Raw genomic sequence first — 1,208 nt, 5'->3', positions numbered from 1 at the left:
TGACCTGCCCCCCGGAAGTTCCCTCGCTGTGATGTAGAGTCTGCCCAACCTGAGAAGGAGCAGACGACATGAGGAAAAGCCGTTTCACCGAGGCGCAAATCATCGGGATGATCAAAGAGCAGGAGGCTGGTTTGCCGACCTCCGAGCTCTGCCGAAAGCACGGGTTGAGTCCCGCGACCTTCTACAAGCTGAAGGCCAAGTATAGCGGGATGGACCTGTCCGACGCCAAGCGGCTGAAGCAGCTCGAAGACGAGAATGCGAAGCTCAAGCGCCTGCTGGCGGATGCTATGCTCGACAATGTGGTTCTGAAGGACCTGCTGGGAAAGCCCTGACGACGCCGATGCAACGGCGGGACGCGGTGCTGCGGGCGCTGAAGGATCATCCGATCTCTCAGCGCCGGGCCTGCGTCCTGATCGGTGTCGATCCGAAGACGGTGCGGCGAAAGAGGCCGCCCGATAACCCGGAAATCCGTGAGGCGATGCACGAGATCGTCGAGAAGCGCCGTCGCTTCGGCTATCGGCGCGTCGGCATCCTGCTCGAGCGCAAGGGCATGATCATGAACGAAAAGAAGCTCTACCGCATCTATCGCGAGGAAGGCTTGTCGGTGCGCCGCAGGCGTGGCCGCAAACGAGCACGGGGCAGTCGAACGCCGATGCCAGTGCCGCTGCGGCCGAACCAGCGGTGGTCGTTGGACTTCCTGTCCGACACGTTCGGGGCTTGCCGCAAGTTCCGCATTTTGGCCGTAAACGACGACTGCTGCCGCGAAAACCTCGCCCTGATCGCAGACACGAGCCTTTCCGGGGCCAGGGTGGCACGCGAACTTGATGCTCTGGTCCGGATCTATGGCAAGCCCAACTGCATTGTCTCGGACAATGGAACCGAGTTCACAAGCAAGGCGATTTTGAAATGGGCGAACGTCAACAAGGTGGAGTGGCACTACATCGACCCCGGCAAGCCGCAGCAAAACGGCTTTATCGAGAGCTTCAACGGCAGTCTACGCGACGAATGCCTCAACGAGGAGATCTTCGACAGCCTCGCCGATGCCCGGCGCACCTTGGCCTTGTGGCGCTACGACTACAACCACGTCAGGCCGCATTCCTCGCTGGGCAATCAGACCCCGGCAGAAGCGCGCCGAGCGCTTGAGCAATCCGAAACCGACCACTATCAAACCCAAGGACTCTCGTTATGAACGAGGGACGACCGGGGGG

The 1,208-nt window shown here is 60.9% G+C and carries 1 protein-coding gene; it reads left to right on the top strand.

The window, feature by feature from the left end:
- Positions 1-68 precede the first annotated feature (68 nt).
- A protein-coding gene (locus LY44_RS17515; RefSeq protein WP_394325856.1) for an IS3 family transposase occupies positions 69-1,189 on the top strand; the annotation gives its coding sequence in 2 pieces (ribosomal slippage) (positions 69-318 and positions 318-1,189; 1,122 coding nt in all).
- Positions 1,190-1,208 lie beyond the last annotated feature (19 nt).

The organism is Rhodobacter capsulatus (assembly GCF_003254295.1).
Lineage (GTDB): Bacteria > Pseudomonadota > Alphaproteobacteria > Rhodobacterales > Rhodobacteraceae > Rhodobacter > Rhodobacter capsulatus.
This window is presented reverse-complemented; position numbering and strand designations above follow the sequence as displayed.